Consider the following 19,529-nt stretch of genomic DNA (forward strand, 5'->3'; position numbering starts at 1 on the left):
TTCTTTTGTAACCCCAAAATGCCGGTTCTTACTTATTGACGCCTAGCTTTGCTAGGTGGGTAACCTCACTCAGGTATTTGCCTTCCACTGCTACGGAGGCCTGACATCCACCTGAAAATATTGGAATCCCTGATGTCATAATGTAGGTTCAAAAAGGTAAGAGTGTCGTACATTCCAGGAATTACATTCAAGCTATTTCTATGGTTTTTAGTATACAACACTTCAGCCTATTTTTCAAGTTCCTTTTCCTGTCAGTTTTTATTTTTTTGATTTCAAAAAAATTCTCCTATCAGAAAAGTGCGGGTAAATCGAAGATGGTTTCGGCAATTGCCCCTGCTCCGGCCTGCTCCAGCTCCTGTCTGCTTCCAAAGCCGTAAAGCACTCCCACAGAGTCAATTCCCACTTCCTTTGCTCCCAGAATATCGTGCTCCCTGTCCCCGATCATAACCGCCTTGTCCCGGTCGGTGATGCCGCATTCCTCCAGCACATAACGGATCACATCAGCCTTCTGTCCTCTCACTTCCTCCATATCTGAACCTCCCATAAACCGGAAATAAGAGTCCATATGAAAATGCGTTAAAATCTTACGGACAAAATACTCTGGCTTGGAAGAAGCCACATACAGCTTTTTTCCGGAATCCAGAAGAGACTGCAGCACCTTTTCCGCACCTTCATAAACCTTGTTTTCGTACAGGCCTCTGGCTGAAAAATATTCCCGGTAAACGGTTACTGCTTTTTTCGCATCCTCCTCACTGAAACCGTAGTATTTCATAAAGCTGTCCTTTAACGGCGGACCGATAAAGCAGCAGAGCCGGTCCAATTCCTCCTCCTCAACTCCAAAAGCCTTAAGAGCATATTGAACCGATTTGGTGATCCCCTCCTTGGAATCCGTAAGAGTTCCGTCTAAATCAAACAGCAGATATTCCTTTTTCATGTAAAAAAATTCCCTTTCAGCCTTGCAGGTCTTATTATTTTAATTCGTCAACAACCTTCTGAATGGCCGCCAAAGCGTCCTCAGGAAGCTTGTCATACCCCTCTTTTAAAGTGGCAGTTTTTTCGACAAAGCTGACTCTCTCTTTCATGCGGGCTTTTAACTGCTCTCTGTAATACTCATCTTCAAGATCAGGAATAAAGCCTTCCCACTCCAGAATTTCAATATCAGAGAAAGGTCCCCACTGCTTAAATTCCCCTGTCTTATCCACAATGGCCTCCAGAATGCCCAGGGTGTCCTTTGGCTGAACCTTTTTGCCCATGAACTCACCGGTGTTGACGATATAACAGTCTACGTTCTTTTCTTCCACTAATTTCTTAAATTTCTCATAATCATTTGCCAGAGGATAGGTTCTGAAAGAATTGGCATAAGGCACCACCACCAGGGCATTGGGATCTACTCCCGCCGCAAGCCGTTCTGCAGAACTTCTCTTGGTCGCAAGGGTCGCACCCATAACAGAAGCCAGGGAAGCCCCTTTTAATTTTACCACCGGAGGAAGGGTTGGGTCCTTCATAATCCAGAAAATAGCATTAACCGGCTCACCGATCTTATCCACACGGTTAGGAGACCATAATTTAGACTTGATGGCACGTCCGTTTCCATTTCTGATATCCTCTGTCACCAGCTGGATTTTTCCATTCTCATCTAACGTGCAGGCGCAGTTCTGGACAGTCAAAAGATATTTATTATCTTCACATCCCGTGGGATAGTCCTGGGTCTTGTCAAAATATGTAGGCTCCAGCGCAACCGACGCACAGGTATCTGTGTTGATGACAAACGCATCGTCGTGAAGCACTGTAACATCATATTTTCCGCCGTGCTTTGCATGGGTGAGGGTGGACTTTCCTGATCCGGATAATCCGAATACAGAGGCAACATAATGGGTTCCATCTTTTAAGGTGTATTTCTTCTGTCCTCCATGGCAGGAAGCGTATCCGTTTCGGTTGGCAAGAGCCCAGGCCATAGTAAGAGTTCCCTTTTTATGTTCTCCAAAGTATCTCATGCCCAGGATTGCAGCGCAGTTTTGCTCTGTATTGAAATAGCACAGGCATTTCGGATCGCTCAGGCAGGATAAGTCAACACCGGGACGGTCAGAGCCGTTCCACTGAGGATCAGAAAACAGGTAAATATCCGGTTCTTTCCCCTCTCCAACAGGCTTGGAGCCCTGGTACATCCTGACGTATTCATCAGACATATACTGGAAATTCAGCATCCAGTTATAAAGAATATTTTCTTCTCCCTCCGGAATGAGCATATGGGCCTTTGCCATGAATTCAGAATCAAGCCCCACATAAACCTCTGCATGGTACATGGTTTTCCAGCGGGTTTCGTAAACAGCATCCATAATAACCTTGTCAAGAGCACCGCAGTTGACTCCCGGCTCTCCTGCAATCCTTCTTGCGGCAGCATACCGCCCGGAAATTGCTCCGTCATTGAATAAGAGAACCTTTGCATCCCGGTCGAGGCCGAATTCCTCGCCTCTGTAAACAGGCATGTCCGTGACAACGGTTCCCGGCGAATTCAGGGCTAATTCATATGCCTCTCTAAGCGTATTGATTTTAACCACATTATTCCCGTAAAAAGACGTTTCAATAATTGATCTGGCTGCCGAAAATCCCGGTTTGTCCTTTCCAATTTCATGAATTGGGTAATAAGCTTTTGTTGACATATAAAACCCTCCTTATGCGACATCTGACTTTTTAGTCATTATCTCATCATGGCAATGAAATGTCAATAATTCTTATTCATAACTTCCAAATAATATACACTTTCTTCTCGTGAATTTGTATCATATTTTCCATTGCTCCAATTCCATTGCCTCTACATTTTGCACAAAAAAATATCCGGCATGAGTTTTTTGTCCTCATACCGGATATTTTTTAATGCAGTATTTTCAATCAGGAAACCTGGGATCTCCTGTCTGAAAGCCTCTGGAAAAATTTGATGATCTCCACAATTGGAATCACAATGGCACCCAGACCCATGGAAACGAAATATTCCGTTAAGGAAATATGTTCAAACTGGAACGCCCGGGCCATAGGGGGAATGAATATGACCGCAGTCGTCAGCAGGAAGGAAGCGATCATTGCTCCGTATAAATATTTATTGTGGTGTTTTACCTGGAAAATGGAATGCCTTCTGCTTCTCATGTTCAGGGAATGGAACATCTCCGACATGGAAAGGGTTAAGAAGGCCATAGTCATTCCGTCGGGGCTTTCTGCTACCTCAAATACTCCGGACTCAATGTAATGTCCCACAAAATAAGCAAGAACAGTCACTCCGGTAATCATTACACCCTGCCAGATCACGTCAAAGCCCAGACCTTTGGAGAAAATTCCTTCTTTGGAACTTCTTGGCGGGCAGCTCATGGTGTCAGACTCCTCACGCTCCATGCCAAGTGCAACAGCCGGGAAGGTGTCTGTAATCAGGTTGATCCAAAGCAAATGAACCGGCTTTAAAATGGTAAAGCCCAAAACAGTGGAGATAAAGATGGAAAGCACCTCTGAAAGGTTGGAGGACAGTAAAAACTGAATGGCCTTACGTATGTTGTCATAAATTCTCCTTCCCTCTCCCACCGCATTGACGATGGTGGCAAAGTTGTCATCAGCCAGAACCATATCGGCCACATTCTTAGTTACGTCAGTGCCTGTAATTCCCATGCCGATTCCGATGTTAGCGGTCTTGATGGAAGGAGCATCGTTGACTCCGTCTCCTGTCATAGCGGCGATCATGCCTTTGTTCTGCCATGCCTTTACAATACGCACCTTATGCTCCGGCTGAACCCGGGCATAAACGGAATACTTTACAATCTGCTCATCCAGCTGCTCATCGCTCAATTCGTTTAACTCTGCTCCTGTTAAAGCCTCTGCCCCGTCTTTGATGATTCCAAGCTGTTTTGCAATGGCAACGGCAGTGTCCTTATGGTCTCCGGTGATCATAACGGTGCGGATTCCTGCGGACTTGCATTCTGCAATGGCCGGCTTAACCTCCGGGCGGATAGGGTCGATCATTCCTGTCAGACCCACAAAGCAAAGGTCTTTTTCCAGGGCTTCAGGACTCATATCCTGGGGCAGCTTTTCCAGACGCTTCCGCGCACCTGCCAAAACACGCAGGGCCTGGTCGGCAAGATTTTTATTAGCCTTTGTGATTTCTTCCCGCAAAGCCTCTGTCATAGGCTGCTGGACAGTTCCATCCCAGTAAAAGCTGCAGCGTGAAAGAAGCACATCAGGAGCTCCTTTTGTGTACTGCTCAAAGCTTCCATCTTCCATCCGGTGTATGGTACTCATAAGCTTTCTTCCTGAATCAAAGGGAGCTTCTCCCACACGGGGAGTCAGGGCCTCAGCAGCATTTTTCGCAATACCCATTTTGTAGGCGTAATTGACAAGGGCGGCCTCAGTCGGCTCTCCTTCTGCTGCATTGGAATCATTTAAATGAGCGTCATTACAAAGAGCCATGGTGCGTCCCAAAAGCCGCTCATCCTTACAAAAACTCTCTACTACAGTCATCTTGTTCTGGGTCAGGGTTCCTGTTTTATCAGAACAGATCACATTGGTACATCCTAAGGTTTCAACAGCAGTCAGCTTCCGGATTACCGCATTTCTTTTGGACATGTTGGTAACGCCGATGGAAAGCACGATGGTAACCACCGCTGCCAGACCCTCGGGAATGGCTGCTACGGCCAGAGATACGGCAATCATAAAGGTTTCCAGAATTCCATCTCCCGTAATATTGGGATAAAGGCGAAGCAAGTCAAACAAAAAGATGAAAACGCTGATTCCCAGAACCAGTGTGCTTAAGGTTTTGCTCAGCTGATTCAGCCTCATCTGCAAAGGTGTGGCATTTTCCTGAGCCTGGGTAATGGCATCGGCAATTTTGCCCATTTCCGTATCCATACCCGTTGCAGTAACAACTGCACTTCCTCTTCCGTACACAACCGCACTGCCCATATACACCATGTTTTTACGGTCCCCTAAAGGAACATCCTTCTGGCTGCCAAGGTTTAAGACGCTGATGATTTTATCCACCGGAACGCTCTCTCCGGTCAGGGCAGCTTCCTCCACCTTAAGGCTTGCGCTGTCCAGCAGCCTGGCATCTGCGGGAATGGAATCGCCGGCCTCCAAAAGAATGATATCTCCGACTACCAGATCCTCGCTTTTTACAGTCTGAATCTTTCCGCCACGTCTCACTCTTGATGTGGCCGCAGAAATGGCCTGCAGGGCTTCAATGGCCTTTTCCGCCTTGCTCTCCTGATAGACTCCAAGGATAGAGTTGATCACAACCACTGCCAGGATAATGATGACGTCTGCAAAAGACTCATGGGCATACACCGCAGTGACGCCGGAAATGGCAGCCGCCGCAATCAGGATCAGGACCATAGGATCCTTAAGCTGATTTAAAAACCGAATCAGCAAAGAGTCCTTTTGCGCCTCCTGCAGTTTGTTCTTGCCGTTTTTCTCCAGCCTGGAGGCGGCTTCTGCTTCTGAAAGACCTTCTTTGTTTGTCCTCAGACCTTCCAGAATCTCTTCTGATGCTTGTAGATACTCCTTCATAAGTACCCTCCTTAAAATAAAAAAAGTCAAGTCTGTACTTGACCTTTTCATAACAAAAAAAGACCCAAGTACAGTGTTATCTGTACATGAGTCTCATACTTTAAGATAAGCCAGGCTGATTGACAACCAGGGATGTTGACTTACCACGCTTTCTACAGCGCCAATTACTCCCTCATATAGTGTTATGAATATACCACAACATAAAAAAATTGTCAATATAGATTTTTCAATCAGCAATTGCAGTAAATTTCTCTTGCAAATTCCGGATAAAATAGATATATTTAGGATATGTTGCCGATTATGTATACAAAACACAGAAAGAAGATTTGACATGATTTATATTTCACAGGACGGAAAGGGAGATTTCAGAACCATTACAGAGGCTCTGGCTGCCCTTCCAAAAGACAACTCCTCCCAGCAGATTTTTTACATCCGAAAAGGCATTTATCGGGAACGAATTTCCGTAACAGCTCCCTATGTGGCCTTTATTGGGGAAGACGCAGAAAACACCATTATCTCCGGCAGTCTTTACGCCTCCATGAAGATGGAGGATGGCAGCAAAAGGGGAACCTTCCGCACTTACACCTGCCTGGTGGACACCCATGATTTTACCGCTAAAAATATCACCTTTAAAAACTGTGCCGGAAAGGGAACTGATGTAAGCCAGGCCCTTGCCCTTTACGCTGACGGAGACAGGCTCTTGTTTGAAAACTGCCGTTTCTTAGGCGGACAGGATACGCTTTTTACAGGACCTCTACCTCCAAAGGAAGTGGAGCCGGGAGGCTTTACAGGTCCAAAGCAGTTTGCCCCGAGAATCAACGGACGCCACTTTTATAAAGGCTGTTACCTGGAGGGTGACATTGATTTCATCTTCGGAAGTGCCACGGCTTATTTTGAAAACTGTACCTTTTTTTCCAAATACACCGGAAGGGAAATCAGCAGCTATGTGACTGCCGCCTCCACCCCGGAGGGCCAGGAATACGGCTATGTGATGAAGGACTGCCGCTTCGAAAGCAACTGTCCCCCTGAAAATGCCTATCTGGGACGCCCCTGGAGGGAATACGCAAAGACTGTTCTGATCAACTGCTATATGGACAGCCACATCTGCAAAGAGGGCTGGAATGATTGGGGAAAAGAATCTGCCCATGACCACTCCTTTTACGGGGAATACGGAAGCTTTGGCCCCGGTGCAAGCATGGAAATGCGGCCGGACTGGATTCACCGCCTGACAGAAAACGACCTGCCCCGGTATGAAAAAGAAGCAGTCTTAGGCGGCACAGATAACTGGCGGCCATAAGCGGAAATGGATTCGGCTCATCTAAAAGGGGCCGAATCCATTTTTTCAGTTTTCTTTGATTTTAACAATTACTTTCTTGATGGGGGCCGGTTCTCCGGCAGCAGCCTTTGGCTTATGCCCATCCCATGGATTAAAAATCATATATTCTCCTGCCTTTACAACCACCTTCAGGCCAGGATTCTCATTGTCGTAAAATACAACATCTTTTTCTGCGTTATAAGGTACTTTTTCTGCCAACTCTTCAATCGGTGCGTAAGTCATGGTCTCAGAACCGGATATCATATATTGGATATCGGTATAATTATGATGAGCCTCGTATTTCGCTTCTTCCCACGGAATTGTAGTATATTCGGTCACATTGGCAAATACATTCTTGCCGTCAATTTCATATTTTCCTGGCGCCAGGTTTTCCAGATCATTATTTTTAAGGAAGTCGACTGCCTTTGCATATCTTCCTTCCACTCCAAGGTTTCTGTAAAAATCAAGGTGTTTTGCTGAGTCAAATATCATATTCGTACTCTCCTTTTATGTATAATATAGTTTTCAGACCCCTATAGTATACACCGAAAGCAGAGCTTTTCACAATATCTTATTTAAAAAATTCATGGTTTTCGTGCTTGAACAAATACGTCAGGTGAGAGTCAAACCAACTGACTGCTCTGCTTCTGGAACCTCTCCGGTACATGAAGTACAGCGCTCCATTGGAATAATCCTCTCCTGCCAGGGCTCGGTCCACACAAGCCACCGTTTCACTGGTCACCTTTACGGAATTAATGCTTCCGTTGGATACCGGCGAAAACTGGGAACGCTCATAGACCACTCCTTTGACGGTGCCGGGAAACTTTCCGCTTTTTACTCTGTTTAAAATTACATTAGCTACAAGAATTTTTCCCTTGTCATCGCAGATTCCCGCTTCCGCCTGTACGATTTTCAGCAGGACCTGATAATCCTCTGGCGATACCGACATGGCACGGCTGGCTTTTTCCTCTTCTGCCCTTCTGGCTTCTTCCGCCGCTATTCTGGCCGCTTCCTCAGCCTGCCGCTTTGCCTCTTCCTCTGTGGCGATCTGCTGGTTAATCTGTTCAATATGGGCCTGGGATTCCTCCGCCAGTTCCTGTTTCTGTATTACCTCTTTTTCCAGAAGATTGCCGGCCAACTGCTGGGCCTGCATTCTGGCCTCAGATATTTTAATCTGTACCTTTGCCTGCGTAACGATTCCCTCTTTTTTCACAGCATCTTCGGATGTTAATTCCTCCAGTGCCGGTGTCTCCGCAAATACTGTCAGCATATTTCTGCTGCCGCTTCCAAAGCCTGCTGAAAGAAAGGTGGCAATGGTAATGACAGCTACCCCGGCCATAAACACAGCAAAGGACCGGTATATACCTTCAAAAAACTGACAAATCTGCCGAAGGATTGAGCGTAGTCTAAGCATACATACTCCTTTTTCTCTAATTCCACTTTCTGGGCTGCAAGCATATTTCACAGCCGTTTCCATGTGACGCTGGTAATTATAGAAGAAGGTTGTTAAAAAAGTCAATGGTTATTTAACATTTTTGTGATATTTTAACCCGAATCTTTTTATTGTTTTTCGCCTTTTGTATGTATTCCACTATTTATACCCTATTTTACCTCTTTCTTTTGTATTATTCGCCCATTTACTTTTTACAATATTGTTACATTTCTGTTAATTATTCTACTCCCAAAAAACAGCCTGTCCAAAAGTTTTTTGTGTTATGTAAACTAACATCACACAAGTGAAGCAAATTTCCCCCTTATAAAGTCAACCAATACCTGGGGTGAAATGAGAATCTGCACTCCTCTCAGACCGCCGCTGACGGCAATTTTTTCCTGTAAAACAGCGGATTCTTCCACAAAAGTCGGATATTGTTTTTTCATGCCGACAGGGGAACAGCCGCCTCTGATGTAGCCCGTAATTCCCTGTAAATCCTTCATAGGAATCATCTCAACCTTCTTATCTCCGGCAGCTTTCGCCGTTTTTTTCAGATCCAGCTCCTTATCCACGGGTATGCAGCAGACCAGATACCCCATTTTCTCCCCTTTTAATACAAGAGTTTTAAAAACGCTGTCATGATTTACGCCCATTACATCCGCAGCATGGCTGCCGGAAAGGTCCTGTTCATCCACCTCATATTCCCTGACCTCATATTCAATTTTCGCTTTATCAAGCATTCGCATTGCATTTGTCTTTATCATATGAATCACCTCATCCCTTCTGCTGTTTCCTTCATCCCATAATTCCGTGAGATAAAAGCCCGCAAATGCCAGGTTCAATCTCCGGCGCTTACGGACTCATCTTAAGGAAATTTATTTTTTCTTATATATAAGGAAACAACTCTTCTGCTGTCAAAACTTGCTTTACATTTTACCATACTTCTTGATATAATAGATATACATAATATGAATATTTAATATAATAGTTAGTTATGGAAGAAATGGGGGACAGTATGGAGCAGAATCTTTCTCAGTATAAAATATTTTATGAAGTGGCAAAGGCGGGAAATATTTCCAAGGCCGCAAAGGAGCTTTATATCAGCCAGCCGGCTATCAGCAAATCCATCAGCAAGCTGGAGGACAGTTTAGATGTGGCCTTGTTTACCAGAAATTCCAGAGGCGTACAGCTTACGGAGGAGGGACGGCTTCTGTTCCACCACACCAAGGCCGCTTTTGAGGAATTGGGACGGGGGGAACAGGAACTGAAGCGGGTCAAGGATTTTCACATCGGACATCTGAAAATCGGAGTCAGCAACACCCTTTGCAAATACATCCTTCTTCCTTATTTAAAAAAGTTCATTGAAAAATATCCTCATATTAAGATCACCATAGAAAGCCAGTCTACCTCTCACACGGTCAGCATGCTGGAACAGCACCAGATCGATTTGGGATTGATCGCAGAGCCTTCCAACCGCAGGCCCCTTCTGTTTCAGCCGGTTATGGATATTCAGGATATATTCGTGACGACCAAGTCCTATCTGAATAACCTCTATTTAAGAGAAGGAACAGAGGCAGATTTATTCCAGACGGGAAACATCCTGCTTCTGGACAAGAATAACATGACCAGAAGATATATCGACGAGTATATGAGTGAAAACCACATTGTTCCCAACCAGCTTTTGGAAGTCACCACAATGGATCTGATCATTGAATTTGCCAAAATCGGCTTGGGTATCGGCTGTGTCATCAAGGAGTTTGTCCAGGAAGAACTGGACCGGGGTGATTTGATCCACATTCCCTTAGAAACCAATATTAAAATGAGGACTGTAGGCTTTGCCTATAACTCAGGCAGCGTATCAACTGCCATGGAAAGCTTTTTCGAGGTCATGAAGACCGTATCAGTTGACGAATAATGTAAAAGGCGGTTGGAATATGTCACTATTCCAACCGCCTTTGTATGTTTAGTTGTCGATCATTTTTCCGCCGTCATTCCAGCTATAGAGCTTACGAAGGTTAGCGCCCACTTTCTCTAAATCATGTTCTGCTTCATGATTTCTCATGGCATGGAAGTGTGTGCCTCCTACCTTGTTCTCTAACAGCCAGTCTTTTGCAAAGGTACCGTCCTGGATATCAGAAAGTACCTTCTTCATGGCCTTCTTAGTCTCATCAGTGATGATCTTCGGTCCTGTGATGTAATCGCCGTATTCAGCAGTGTTGGAGATGGAATATCTCATACCTGCAAAACCGCTTTCGAAAATCAAGTCTACGATCAGCTTCATCTCATGAATACATTCAAAGTATGCATTCTCAGGAGCGTATCCTGCTTCAACCAGAGTTTCAAAGCCTGCCTTCATCAGTGCAGTTACACCGCCGCAAAGAACTGCCTGCTCACCGAAAAGGTCTGTCTCAGTCTCAACACGGAAGGTTGTCTCTAAAACACCTGCTCTTGCGCCGCCTAAAGCCTGTGCGTAAGCCAATGCCTTGTCCTTTGCCTTACCTGTATAATCCTGATGTACAGCTACGAGACATGGGGTTCCTCTGCCTAACAGATATTCGTTTCTTACAGTATGGCCTGGAGCCTTTGGTGCGATCATGGTAACATCTACATTCTTCGGAGGAACGATCTGTCCGAAATGGATTGCAAAGCCGTGAGCGAACATCAGCATAGCGCCTTCTTTTAAGTTTGGCTCTATGGATTCTTTGTACATAATGCCCTGAGTCTCATCATTGATCAGAATCATGATGACATCAGCTCTCTTTGTTGCCTCTGCTGCTGTATAAACTGTTAATCCCTGTGACTCAGCCTTTGCCCAGGATTTGCTTCCTTCATAAAGACCTACAATAACGTCACATCCTGATTCCTTTAAGTTCAGCGCATGGGCATGGCCCTGGCTTCCGTATCCAATGACTGCAATAGTCTTACCTTCCAATAAAGATAAGTTACAGTCCTCCTGATAGTAAATCTTTGCCATTTTTTATTTCCTCCTCATAATTGGTTCATAGTACAGGCAATTCCTTCAGCTCATAAACACCCTCTGCCTAGGGAAGGTGGCGGACATCCTCCGCACCTCTGGAAAGCCCGGTCACACCTGTTCTCGCAAGCTCTAAAATGTCATAATCTTCAAGCAAATTGATCAGTGCGTCAAGCTTTGACTGGTCACCGGTCAGCATGACTGTCAAAGAATCTTTTCCTACATCTACAACGGTGGCCCGGAAAATGTCTGCTATGGCGCTGACCGCCTGGCGTTCACTGGCATTAGCCCGGACCTTAACCAGAATAAGCTCTCTGTATACCGAACTTCCCGGTTTTAACTCCTTGATGTCTCTTACATCTTCAAGTTTTCTAAGCTGTTTTTCAATCTGGTCTAAAATCTCCGGTTCGCCGGTAGACACCACTGTCATTCTGGAATATCTATCGTCCGCAGTCACGCCTACCGTAAGACTTTCAATATTATAGCCGCGGCGGCTGAACAATCCGGCCACACGGCTCAATACACCGGCGGTGTTATCAACCAGCAATGATAATACGATTCTTTCCATCCATATCCCTGCCTTTTTGTATAGTAATTTAAATGATAGCAACCTAACTTCTATTTGTCAACTAAATAATAGGAATGTGTATCATAATCTGAGGTTATGTCTGAACCCATTTAAGGTTCTACGGTATTTCCGGATAGTCAATAATACAGTATTCATATCCATTAACAACCACCGTATTGCCGTACTTATCCTCTCTTTTAAATGCATTTCCATAATTGGAATGAATGTGTCCGTGAAAAAAGTATTTCGGGGAATACTTGTCCAACAAATCCCGAAAACAGGAAAAGCCCTGGTGAGGCAGATCCGGAAGATCGTTGATTTCACGGGCCGGCGCATGGGTAACCAGGATGTCAAAACCCTTGTACCTCCAAAGCTTCCACCACAAACGGCGGATTCTCCTGGCCATCTTTTTTTCTGTATACTGATTCCGGGAATCAGGTATGTATTCCATGGAACCCCCGAGTCCCAGTATGCGGACTCCCCGGAAGGTCACAATGTCATCTTCAATGCAGGTACAGCCCTCAGGGGGATTATCTAAGTAGCGAACATCGTGATTTCCCATGACATAAAACACCGGAGCCTTGGAAAACGTGGCAAAAAAGGTGAGATAGCTGGCCTTTAAATCTCCGCAGGAAATAATCAGGTCAATATCTTTCAGCTTTTCCGGTGTATAATAATCATAGAGGGATTTTGACTCATGGTCAGATAGTACCAGGATCTTCACGCTGCTCTTCCTCCGTATCCGTTGTTTCGTATATTGTCTGCCCCTGAAGGCGCACCAGCGACCTGGCTTCTTCTGTAAGCTGGTCAAAGGAAGGGATGTGTCCCACCACATTTTCCGCCAGCCAGTTCATGGTGGTGATCTCCTCAGAGGTCAGGCTCATATCCTCTTGGCACCGCAAATGCCCATCCTGGGAATAGATGATGTTGGAAAAAGGCAGAAAGCTTCCCGACCGGATGGAACTCTTTAAAAAGCCCATAAGCCGGTTGGTGCTGTGAGGCAGGTTCTGGGAACAGATCACGTCGATCACATCCGCAGACATGCCCCACCAGTAATTGATGGCCTGTTTTCCCTTTAATTCCTTTTTCCCCGAACCTCCCCGGAACATGTTGTTGATGATCTTTTCGTAAAACTTTCCCCAGTGCCAGATGGGGGTTGCCAGATTCTTTAGGCTTCCGTCTGCAAGCTTCTGGTAAAGCCCGTATTCCCTGGTAGGAGTCTGAGGGGTGATCATATCGTCTCCCGAAATAAAGGAAATCCCCTCCTTTTCCAGCTCTGCATGGGCATCTCTGTCATTTACCCTGCTCCATTCCAGATATACCTTTGCATAAGGATTGATCATCCTGGCTCCCAAAGCAAATGCGTTGATATTGGCAACCGTCCCGTAAATGGGATAATCCGCCACATATCCAAGCTTATCCTCCCGGGCCATGGACGCTGCCAGGGCTCCCATGAGAAACTTGGATTCATACATTCTTCCATAATAAGTACAGACAGAGGAATAAGACATATTGACGGAACAGTTGAATACTTTTACCTCCGGATGCTCAATGGCCGCCTTGACGCCTAAACTGATCATCTGGGAAGCAGTGGTAAATATTACATCACATCCGGCAGCAATGGCCTGTTCAAGGGATTGGGATATGTCAAGCTCCGTATCCGCATGGAAATAGGACATGGTCTGAACAGCATCGCCAAACACCTGCTCTAAGTACATCCTCCCCAGCTCATGCCCGTAAGTCCAGCTTGAACTTTCTGCTGCCTTTGCATGGATAAACGCAATTTTTAAAGTCTGAGGCTCATTGGACTTGAATGGAAGGAGCCAGTTAATCAGTTTAAGAGGACTGCTCTCTGCCTGGCTCTCCACCTCCTCCGGCTGTTCCACCAGAGCGATCTTATTGCCGCCCGAAGCCAGAAGAAGCTCATCCTTGATTTTCACCAGATCCTTGCGTATCTCGCTTTCCAGCCGGTTCTTCACCGTTTCATATCCGAACAGCTCTACATAGACGAGAAATGCGTCCGAACAGGTCATATCATAGTCATCGCCCCGGAAAACGTGGAATGCTTTGGAAAAGCGATCATAGGAGGATTTGAAAATGGCCCTCTCATCCTCGCTCCAGACGTCCCCAGGCACCTTATCCATAGCCCTTACGAGCTTGTCATAGCTGCCTTCCTTGCTGAACCATACATCGCAGTTAAAGGACACCTGATAAAAGTCCAGGAATTCATAATAAAGCCTGTTATCCAGATCATCGGTTCTCTTGGGAATCAGACGAGTCACGGAAGCCGAAATACTGAACGCTCCCACGTACTTTAAAACACTGACCCGTTTATTTCCCTCCTCCACGTAATACTGGTTCATGAATTCATAGACAACAATGGGATCTCTGATTCCATCCTTGATCTGATGATCATAGAGAAAAGCCCATTTTGCCCCGAATTCTGATTTTTCCGATAAAAGAGGCATGAAATTGCTGGCAAAAGCCGTGGTCCGGCCTTCTGTTTTGGTACCCACAATCTTATCCAGAGGTATGTCCCGGATTCCCAGACCTACCTCTGAAACAATATCTGTATGGGACAATATCTTATCAAGAACCGGCAGATAGGGATATTCTCCCTTTAGAACCGAAGCCTGATACTGCCTGCGTCCCCGCCTCAATGCCCCTGCATAATCATAAAGTGCCATAGGATTGCCCCCTTCTAAAGATTTTTGACCTTAAAGTCTCTCTCCAGCTCTCTCTTTTGATCCTTTTTAGCAATGTCTTCCCGCTTATCATAAAGCTTCTTACCTCTGGCAAGGCCGATTTCCACCTTTACCAGACTGCCTTTAAAATAAACCTGAAGGGGGACCAGGGTATATCCCTTCTGAGTGATCTTGGCCTCCAGCTTTTTGATCTCAATCTTATGAAGCAGCAGCTTTCTCACCCTTAAAGGGTCCTTATTAAAAATATTTCCCTTTTCATAAGGGCTGATGTTCATACCATAGACGAAAATCTCACCCTTTTCAATCTTTACAAAAGATTCCTTAATGCTGCATTTTCCCATGCGCAGGGACTTTACCTCTGTCCCTGCCAATTCAATGCCTGCCTCGTATTTTTCATCAATAAAATAATCATGATATGCCTTTTTATTATTGGCAATCAAGCGAAAACTTTCTTTCCCCATTTTCTTTCCTCCTGTTATTCCTCGTCAAATTCTCTTGCGGGAATAAAGTCGATGGTACGCAAAAGCTTATCCGTACCTGCTACTATGACCCTGATAGGCTGACCCAGCTTATAGACTCTTTTGGACCTTTCTCCTACCAGCTCATAATGCTCCTCATCAAAATGATAATAATCATCCTGAAGCTGATTGACATGAATCAATCCTTCCACTGTATTGGGAAGCTCCACATAAAGCCCCCAGTTTGTCACACCGGAAATAACGCCGTCAAATGCCTCACCAATGTGTTTTTCCATATACTCACATTTCTTAAGCTTGATGGTCTCTCTCTCCGCTTCGTCCGCTCTCCGCTCCATGGCGGAAGACTGGGCAGCTACCTGAGAAAGAATCTTATCATAATGTGTGATTCTCTTTTCACTTAACCCTGCCCTCAAGTTCTCCTTAATGATCCGGTGAATCTGGAGATCAGGATACCGCCTGATGGGGGAAGTGAAATGAGTGTAATACTTGGCCGCCAGACCGAAATGCCCTGTATTGGCTGCCGTATACCTGGCCTGTTTCATAGAACGCAGGGCCAGACGGCTGATCAGGGCCTCTTCCGGCGTATCCTCTGCATTGGCAAGAAGCTTCTGCACCTCTTTAGGGTAAACTTCTCCGTTGTGAAAACGGATGGAATACCCAAAGTTGTTGATCAGGGTGGCAAGGCTCTTCATCCGTTCCGGATCCGGATTTTCATGGGTCCGGTAAAGGAAAGGAATCTCCTGCCAGAAATAATCCTCTGCAACGGTTTCATTTGCCATCAGCATAAAATCTTCAATGATCTTTGTGGCCGCATTCCGCTCATAAGGCTTGATTTCCAAAGGCTTTCCCCGCTCATCCAGAATCACCTTTGTTTCAGGGAAATCAAAGTCAATGGAACCTCTTTTTTTCCTTTTCTCCCTGAGAATGTCGGCAAGCTCCTTCATCTGCTCAAACATGGGGATAAAATCTTCATATTCCTTCATAACCGCCTCGTCATGATCGGTAACGATGGCATTAACAGCTGTATAAGTCATTCGGCGGTCCACATTGATAACGGTTTCCGCAATCCTGTGACCCATAACATTGCCGGTTCCGTCAATTTCCATCATACAGCTTAAGGCCAGCCGGTCCTCTCCCTGATTCAAGGAGCATATTCCATTGGACAGCTTATGAGGCAGCATGGGAATTACCCGGTCAACAAGGTAAACGCTGGTTCCCCTTCTTAAAGCCTCTTCATCCAGGGGGCTGTATTCCGTCACATAATTGGTCACATCAGCAATATGAACTCCAAGGGTGTAAACCCCATCCTTTTTCGATATAGTAATGGCATCATCCAAATCCTTGGCATCCTCGCCGTCAATGGTAACAGTCTGCAAATCCCTCAAATCCACACGGCCCTGTCTTTCCTCATCTGAAACCCGGTCGGAAACTGCTTCCACCTGCTTCATCACACTGTCCGGAAATTCCTCCGGAAGTCCGTAGGCCCTTACAATAGAAAGAATGTCTGTACCAGGATCATTGACGTGTCCGATGATCTCCGTAATAATTCCCTCCGGCTTTTTTTCCGGGCCGCCAAAATCCGTTACCCGTACAACTACCTTGTGGCCTGTCACCGCTCCCATGTCCTTACCCTGAGGCACGAACACGTCCTTTGCGATTTTCTGGTTGTCGGGAATAACAAATCCAAAATTCTTATTTTTCTGGTAATATCCTATGATTTCCTTATTGGCATGATCCAGTACCTTAATCACACGGCCTTCTGCCCGTCTTCCATTCTCCGGCTTTGATTCCGCAGAGATGAGCACTGTATCTCCATGGAGAGCTCCGCCTGTTTTTTCTTCCGGAATAAAGAAATCCTCATCCACTCCTTCTACGGACACAAAGCCAAAACCTTTGGCATGCCCGAAAAATACTCCGACTATGGAGCCAATGTCCTGCTTTCCATATTTTCCTTTTTGTGAAACACCGATTTTTCCCTCGGCCAGAAGGATATCCAGAACCTTTTTTAAATCTTCTCTCTGCTCCTTTGGAGTGTTAAGAAACATAGCCAGTTCCTTTAATTTCATAGGAACATAGGCCGGGTCCTCAAACAATGCAAGAAGCATAGTTTTTCGCTGTATTAACTGTTCGTCTGTCATGGCTTCCCTCTCTTATCATCTTTTCTTCTATTATCTTCATTTTCCTGTCATGTATTACAAAACTTTCCCATAATGCAAGAAAGAGTCTGCTTTGCAGACTCCCGCGCCGGAGCGCAGTTGCTTTAGCAACTAACTTCCTCAGCGCGGAGTGCGCATCCTCCCGGAGGGTTTTGCTTTATAGGACGCAATTTCCTATAAAGCAAAAAACACCCTTGTTGTCATCCCACAAGAGTGTTTAATCTTTACAGTATATTCAGATTCAGTACCAATGCCAGAATGAAAAACAGAACTGCTCCGTATTTTGTAAACTTTTCCAGATTTCCTTCCATGGAACGGCCCTTGTTTTTGCCCCAGTAGGTATCTGCCATACCGCCAATAGAACCTAGTCCCTGGCTCTTTCCTTCCTGCAGCAGAACAATTGCTGATAAAGCAATGCATATAATAACAAATATGATTGATAAAATAATCCTGATCACGTTTCCACCTCCTATAGTCAAACAAAGATGATTGTACCATAAATTTTCAGCAAATACAACCAATTTTTTATATTTTTGTATAAAATCTTAGAAGCCTTTTCTTGTGGTCAGTAGAATGTTCATCATGTTCCGTAAAGGAATGCTTTTAGCCTATTCATTTGTGTCGTCTTTCCAGCTTCTATTGATTTTATAACGAAAATCCGTACTTGTAATATATTCAACCTTCTCGTAAACAATATCTTGTTCTTCTCCCTGTAATGATTTATCAAGAAAAATTCCCAGACCAGCACCTTTATCATTATCTTCATCTCTTCCTCTGCGAGATAATAAAATCACATGATCTTTTCCATAAATACTATTGATTTCTATACCTCTTGACAAAGGAATTAACTCTATTTCTGTAATAGCAAGCAAGTTATTATTTTCATCTATAGTAATTTGTACATTATTAAACTTTATCGTGCCATATTTCAATTTATTAGTTAAATCAAAATCAATAGTTTCTCCTAAAGGAAAAGCAGGAAGATTAAATCCAACATTTTCCTCAACATTTATGGCAATTTTATTGATTACCAACTCATAATCTTCTTTTAATATACTTTTATCAGCATTAAACCAAAAGAAGTCTTCTCTTGTTTTAGTATAGGGTTCCGATGGAAGCACTTTTTCACCAGTTCTCGTATTAACCAAATATATAAATTCAGGAGAATTAAAAATTAATATATTCTGTGGATATTGTACTGAAATCATAATACGTGTTTCTGGCGAATGAATCCTTACAATAAAGTCATCCTTATGAATACCTTCTTTTGATAATATATCCGCCTTAATATGATTATAGACTGTAATTATAGTTAATATCAGAACAAAAAATGCAAAAGAAAAAATCTTAATTTTATTTTTCAAACACTCTGCCTCCCTTACATCAGCCCTCACATTTTCCAATAGAAAAGTTATTTTCAGTTCCTCCAGACGACATTTTAGTGGCTGATACCTTATATACATAAATATCAATATAAACTGATTTACTTGAATCAGTACTAGAAGCAGTTATTTTAAACTGTGGTAACAAGTTCCGTTTTATATAGAAACAATCAATACTCCCAGGAAAGTTTATTGTAATGGAACCGCTTTACCACCTTCTTCTACGTCCTTACTACTATAAATGACAATTACATACTCAGATAAATCTATTTTATCCGGCTGTTTACCATTGCCAGACACTGCATATATTGAATACAATCCCTCTTTATCAACTTCATATGTAAAAACTGTTGTAATATCTAAATCAATATCTGCAGAAGTTACTTCCTCATTTTTTACTATATCATCAATTACCACTTTTATTTTATTATCATTGAACATATCTATAGGAAAAGAAACATTTAATTCTGCAGCCCCTGTAGTAACAACAGAGGAAGGGTAATAACGATATACTAAATCATTGGTTGTCGATTCAAAAATTGATGTTTGATTTTCAATGCACTCAGTAGAAACCGCCTCTGTAACTGCCTCTGTTGACTCATTAAAATCTTTTTTAGTTACCAGCAATTTAAGGGAAATAGAAATTATAAATATTAAAATTATTACCATTAGAATCTTCTTTTTCATTACTGCTCCCTACTCTCTATTTATAATTGTTCATTTGTTTTAGTATATGATAATCAAATGACCGCATCAGGAAAAGAAACCTATACGGCCATTTGATTATCTATCTGTGTAGTTCTCTAAATTTTATGTATCCGGATAAGCCTCTCCCGCGCCAGCGGTAAATGTGCAGGACACATTACATATGCCGTATCAATTATGTAATTATTATCACCTCAATTAAATAATACCATTTATATTTTTAAAATTCAATATAATTAAAAATAATTTGTATTTTTAAAATCATTGTATTT

The 19,529-nt window shown here is 43.9% G+C and carries 17 protein-coding genes and 1 other RNA gene; 2 read left to right on the forward strand and 16 right to left on the reverse strand.

The window, feature by feature from the left end:
• Positions 1–6: 6 nt before the first annotated feature.
• The 4 genes from ssrS to V7M78_RS11480 all read right to left on the reverse strand — a co-directional run bounded on the left by ssrS (position 7) and on the right by V7M78_RS11480 (position 5,541).
• Positions 7–184, reverse strand: a non-coding RNA gene (ssrS, locus tag V7M78_RS11465) — 6S RNA.
• A 105-nt stretch (positions 185–289) separates the two neighbouring features.
• Complete coding sequence (locus tag V7M78_RS11470) at positions 290–934, reverse strand: HAD family hydrolase (protein WP_333649592.1); 645 nt, start codon at positions 932–934, stop codon at positions 290–292.
• A 34-nt stretch (positions 935–968) separates the two neighbouring features.
• A complete protein-coding gene (locus V7M78_RS11475) occupies positions 969–2,660 on the reverse strand; it encodes a phosphoenolpyruvate carboxykinase (ATP) (RefSeq protein WP_333649594.1) in 1,692 nt (563 codons plus the stop codon).
• A gap of 229 nt (positions 2,661–2,889) precedes the next feature.
• The gene (locus V7M78_RS11480; protein WP_333649596.1) at positions 2,890–5,541 is read right to left on the reverse strand and encodes a cation-translocating P-type ATPase; all 2,652 of its coding nucleotides are present in this window, start codon (positions 5,539–5,541) and stop codon (positions 2,890–2,892) included.
• A gap of 331 nt (positions 5,542–5,872) precedes the next feature.
• On the opposite strand from V7M78_RS11480, the gene V7M78_RS11485 reads away from it, so the two are divergent.
• Positions 5,873–6,838: a pectinesterase family protein gene (locus V7M78_RS11485; protein ID WP_333649598.1), complete on the forward strand. Its 966-nt coding sequence runs from the start codon at positions 5,873–5,875 to the stop codon at positions 6,836–6,838.
• Between the two features lie 45 nt (positions 6,839–6,883).
• Here the strand turns inward: V7M78_RS11485 and V7M78_RS11490 are convergent, their stop codons facing one another.
• The 3 genes from V7M78_RS11490 to ybaK form a co-directional block, all read right to left on the reverse strand.
• Positions 6,884–7,348: a YhcH/YjgK/YiaL family protein gene (locus V7M78_RS11490; RefSeq protein WP_333649600.1), complete on the reverse strand. Its 465-nt coding sequence runs from the start codon at positions 7,346–7,348 to the stop codon at positions 6,884–6,886.
• Between the two features lie 79 nt (positions 7,349–7,427).
• Positions 7,428–8,270, reverse strand: a complete 843-nt coding sequence (locus V7M78_RS11495; protein ID WP_333649602.1) for a cell wall hydrolase — start codon at positions 8,268–8,270, stop codon at positions 7,428–7,430.
• 314 nt (positions 8,271–8,584) lie between these two features.
• Complete coding sequence (gene ybaK, locus V7M78_RS11500) at positions 8,585–9,052, reverse strand: Cys-tRNA(Pro) deacylase (protein WP_333649604.1); 468 nt, start codon at positions 9,050–9,052, stop codon at positions 8,585–8,587.
• A gap of 251 nt (positions 9,053–9,303) precedes the next feature.
• Here ybaK and V7M78_RS11505 point away from each other — a divergent pair, with 251 nt between their 5' ends.
• A complete protein-coding gene (locus V7M78_RS11505; protein ID WP_333649606.1) occupies positions 9,304–10,203 on the forward strand; it encodes a LysR family transcriptional regulator in 900 nt (299 codons plus the stop codon).
• Positions 10,204–10,251: 48 nt separating this feature from the next.
• Here V7M78_RS11505 and ilvC read toward each other — a convergent pair whose 3' ends face one another.
• From ilvC to V7M78_RS11550, 9 genes are all read right to left on the reverse strand, one after another.
• Positions 10,252–11,262 (reverse strand): ketol-acid reductoisomerase, encoded by a 1,011-nt coding sequence (gene ilvC, locus V7M78_RS11510; RefSeq protein ID WP_333649608.1) that lies wholly within the window; start codon positions 11,260–11,262, stop codon positions 10,252–10,254.
• 67 nt (positions 11,263–11,329) lie between these two features.
• Entirely contained in the window at positions 11,330–11,830 is a 501-nt protein-coding gene (gene ilvN / locus V7M78_RS11515; RefSeq protein ID WP_333649610.1) for an acetolactate synthase small subunit, read from the reverse strand.
• Positions 11,831–11,948: 118 nt separating this feature from the next.
• Positions 11,949–12,554, reverse strand: coding sequence for a metallophosphoesterase family protein (locus V7M78_RS11520; RefSeq protein ID WP_333649612.1), 606 nt, complete (start codon positions 12,552–12,554; stop codon positions 11,949–11,951).
• Complete coding sequence (locus V7M78_RS11525; RefSeq protein WP_333649614.1) at positions 12,532–14,517, reverse strand: BMP family ABC transporter substrate-binding protein; 1,986 nt, start codon at positions 14,515–14,517, stop codon at positions 12,532–12,534. Before V7M78_RS11525 ends, V7M78_RS11520 begins: the two co-directional genes overlap by 23 nt.
• A gap of 14 nt (positions 14,518–14,531) precedes the next feature.
• Positions 14,532–14,996 (reverse strand): SsrA-binding protein SmpB, encoded by a 465-nt coding sequence (gene smpB / locus V7M78_RS11530; RefSeq protein WP_333649616.1) that lies wholly within the window; start codon positions 14,994–14,996, stop codon positions 14,532–14,534.
• Between the two features lie 14 nt (positions 14,997–15,010).
• Positions 15,011–17,119 carry a ribonuclease R gene (gene rnr / locus V7M78_RS11535; RefSeq protein WP_333649812.1) on the reverse strand — a complete coding sequence of 703 codons (2,109 nt, stop codon included), beginning with the start codon at positions 17,117–17,119 and terminating at the stop codon, positions 15,011–15,013.
• Positions 17,120–17,394: 275 nt separating this feature from the next.
• Positions 17,395–17,628 (reverse strand): preprotein translocase subunit SecG, encoded by a 234-nt coding sequence (secG, locus tag V7M78_RS11540; protein ID WP_333649618.1) that lies wholly within the window; start codon positions 17,626–17,628, stop codon positions 17,395–17,397.
• A gap of 150 nt (positions 17,629–17,778) precedes the next feature.
• The gene (locus V7M78_RS11545; RefSeq protein ID WP_333649620.1) at positions 17,779–18,534 is read right to left on the reverse strand and encodes a hypothetical protein; all 756 of its coding nucleotides are present in this window, start codon (positions 18,532–18,534) and stop codon (positions 17,779–17,781) included.
• 207 nt (positions 18,535–18,741) lie between these two features.
• Positions 18,742–19,239, reverse strand: a complete 498-nt coding sequence (locus V7M78_RS11550; RefSeq protein ID WP_333649622.1) for a hypothetical protein — start codon at positions 19,237–19,239, stop codon at positions 18,742–18,744.
• Positions 19,240–19,529: the final 290 nt, after the last annotated feature.

It is taken from the genome of Lacrimispora sp., assembly GCF_036758025.1.
Lineage (GTDB): Bacteria > Bacillota > Clostridia > Lachnospirales > Lachnospiraceae > Lacrimispora.